Origin of the sequence: Microbacterium sp. (genome assembly GCF_052102115.1) — a bacterium.
GTDB lineage: Bacteria > Actinomycetota > Actinomycetes > Actinomycetales > Microbacteriaceae > Microbacterium.
This window is the reverse complement of sequence record NZ_JBQDVP010000051.1, coordinates 1-2,985: the sequence shown is the minus strand read 5'-3', so window position 1 is coordinate 2,985 and position 2,985 is coordinate 1. Positions and strand designations below refer to the sequence as shown.

Annotated in this window: 3 protein-coding genes; all 3 read right to left on the bottom strand. The window is 68.7% G+C overall.

Annotation, left to right across the window (positions count from 1 at the left end):
• Positions 1-214: 214 nt before the first annotated feature.
• Positions 215-649 (bottom strand): cupin domain-containing protein, encoded by a 435-nt coding sequence (locus ACTICP_RS13325; protein ID WP_441893126.1) that lies wholly within the window; start codon positions 647-649, stop codon positions 215-217.
• On the bottom strand, positions 642-1,223 hold the full coding sequence (locus ACTICP_RS13320) for a pyridoxine/pyridoxamine 5'-phosphate oxidase (protein ID WP_441893124.1): 582 nt from the start codon (positions 1,221-1,223) through the stop codon (positions 642-644). The genes ACTICP_RS13325 and ACTICP_RS13320 overlap by 8 nt, the downstream gene beginning before the upstream one ends.
• A 61-nt stretch (positions 1,224-1,284) precedes the next feature.
• Positions 1,285-2,985 (bottom strand): phenylalanine--tRNA ligase subunit beta (locus ACTICP_RS13315; protein WP_441893122.1); only part of this gene is annotated, 1,701 nt, incomplete at its 5' end.

Below are 2,985 nucleotides of genomic sequence, written 5' to 3'. Positions count from 1 at the left end.
CGCGATCTGGGCGGCGCGACGAGCGGCGTAACGGTTCAGATCGATATCGGCGCACTGCAGATCGTCGAGAGCGGACTCGATGAAGAACGCGGCATCACGGGGCCGGTCGTCCACATCGTCGTACTCGTCCATGCGTCAATACTAGCATTTCTGTTCGACGAATGCCAGCGCAAAGCGCGATTATCTAGTTCTTATGTTCGATAGAACCGTCGCCTCAATCCGACCACGGCATCGGCCGCTCGGGATCGCGCGAACCATCGTTCGGCATCTCCGGCAACTCCTCACCGCCGGCTCGAATGCACAGCCATCGCAGCTCTCCCGGACTGTCCGGACGAGCGCGCCACGTACGAAGTACACCCTGCCCGACCCGGACGACCGAACCGGCGCGGACTTCGACGACGTCGTCATCCAGCCCCATTTGCCCGACACCGTCGAGGAACACGTAGAGTTCCTCCACGCGTGAGTGCGTGTGCCAGTAGCCGGCCTCCTCGCCCGGAACAAGGGCATTGGCCGTCATGCCGATGTACTGCATCGTCAACTCATGATCCACCACCCGCCGACCGTCGCGCGAACGCGCCTGGTCGAACCCGCCGAAATGCGCACGCCACTGATCCGGCGCACCGATCTCTGTCACCTCGTAGTCACTCATCGCCATCCTCTCCATTCCCGACCTGGCGGAGCCAGCCGTCGCCGTCACGCGTGTAGACGAGCCGCAGGTGACGGCGATCCGTCGCTCCCTGCCAGAACTCGATGCGCGCAGGCTCGAGCCACCAGCGCACCCACTCCCCTGGTCCGATTCCGGCACGCGCCGCGGGCGACCGGGCCGCGAGGTCGGCGGCGCTCTCGGCGTCGGACGCTTCGCGCACGGTGCCGCGCACGCGCACAGCGCGCCGCGCCGGCTGCCACCAGAAGTTCAGCGCCGCAGACTGGTTCGCCTCGAGTTGCACGCCCTTCGCAGATCGGCGCGGCCCCGCGAACGCCCATCCGCGCAGACTCACGTCCTTGATGATCAGGGTTCGGGCGTCGGGAACGCCGGCGGCGTCCGCCGTCGCCAGCGTGGCCGCGTGGGGCTCGGCGACGCCGCGGGCGACGGCATCCTGCATCCACTCGGCGAAGAGCGCGATGGGATCATCCGGCGCCGTCCCGGTATCGAACGGCGGAGACTCTCCGGTAAGGGAGGGCAGATCCCGCAACCACGAGGCGAACGGCGAGGTAGACGTCATGCATCCATCCTCACGGCCCCGACTCCGTGCGCGCACCGGACACGCGCACGGGACACGCAGGTCAGTCGCGGATGCTCGCCCCGAAGCGTTCGGTCGCCGAAGCCACGCCGGCCAACTTCGCCTCAGTCGCCTCGGCCGCGGTGAGTGTGCGATCGGATGCTCGGAAACGCAACGCGAACGTCAGGCTCTTCTGCCCGGCATCCAGTCCCTTTCCGCGGTAGTCGTCGACGAGGCGAGCCGATTCGAGCAGTTCCCCCGCGCCTTCGACGAGCGCGGCGCGAACCTCGCCCGCGGTCACCGATGCCGGAACCACCAACGAGACGTCCTGCGTGGCCGCGGTGTACGTCGACAGCGATGCGGCCACGACACGTGTTCCGGCGACCGTCAGGATGCCGTCGAGGTCGAGCTCCAGCACGACGGCGCGACCCGGCAGATCAGCATCGGACGCCACGTTCGGGTGCAGTTCGCCGACGTAGCCGACCTCCTCGCCTGCCACGCTCAGCACACCGACGCGGCCGGGGTGGAGCGCTGCTCGCTGCCCCTGCGCCACGTCGATCTCGACGCCGGCGGCCACGGCGATGACACGCACGGCATCCAGAGCATCCGACAGTCCGTAGGGCTCGGCGTCGCGTCCCGGCTGGCGGGCGGTGACATTGCCGGTGAACAGCGCGGCGACGTGGCGGCGCTGCGGCGGAATCGACGCGTTCAACTCGGCGAGCGTCTCGTCCGAGGGGAGCTGCCCGAGCGGTGGAACCTCGTCGGTGCCGTAGGTGACGCCGGGCTCGGGCAGGAAGACCGACCCCGTCTCGAAGATCGCGAGATCCGTGAGACCGCGGGAGATGTTGCGATGCGCGATCTGCAGCAGACCGGGGATCAGGGAACGGCGCAGGAACGGCGCCTGCCCGTCGAGCGGATTGGCCAGCTTCACGCTCGGCAGCTTCTCCCCCGAGGCCGACCCGTGCAGCGCGTTCTGCGCCTCGGTCGTGAACGGGAACGCCGGCGTCTCGACGAGCCCGGCGGCCGCCAGCGCGTTCGCAACGCGGCGACGCCCCAGTTGCGCGGCGGTGAGCCCGCGTCCGGCGGGCGGAGTCGGCAGGACGGAGGGCACCTGGTCGAGCCCGTGAATGCGAGCGACCTCTTCAGCCAGTGTCCACTTGTCGATCAGGTCGGGGCGCCAGCTCGGCGGAATGACCAGCCATCCGTCGGATGTCTCGGTCACTTCAGCGCCGATGGTCTCCAACGCGCCGACGATCTCTTCGTCGGTGTAGTCGACCCCGATGAGTCCGGGGACGAACTCCGCCGGCAGCGCGATGCCGGCGATCTCGAACTCGGCGTACAGCGCGCCGCCGAGCTCGTCGATACGTCCGCCGGCGAGTTCGACCATCAGGTCGGCAACCCGGCGCGCGGCCACGAAGGGCACGAGCGGGTCGACGCCGCGCTCGAAGCGCTTGGAGGCTTCGCTCGGCAGCTTGTGCCGGCGGGCGGTGCGCGCGATCGAGATCGGATCGAAGATCGCCGCCTCGATCAGCACGTTGCGCGTGGCATCCGACATCTCGGTGGTACCGCCGCCCATGACGCCGGCGAGGCCGATCGGCCCGGACTCGTCCGTGATCAGCAGATCCTCGACGTGGAGCGCCCGCTCCTGTCCATCGAGGGTCTTCAGCTTCTCGCCCGCCTGCGCGCGGCGCACGGTGATACCGCCGGACAGCTTGTCGAGGTCGTAGCCGTGAATCGGGTTGCCGAGTTCGAGCATCACGTAGTT

Bases quoted from the DNA above. Each gene is read 5' to 3' on its own strand.
- ACTICP_RS13325 (WP_441893126.1), bottom strand. From the start codon at position 649: ATGAGTGACTACGAGGTGACAGAGATCGGTGCGCCGGATCAGTGGCGT.
- ACTICP_RS13320 (WP_441893124.1), bottom strand. From the start codon at position 1,223: ATGACGTCTACCTCGCCGTTCGCCTCGTGGTTGCGGGATCTGCCCTCC.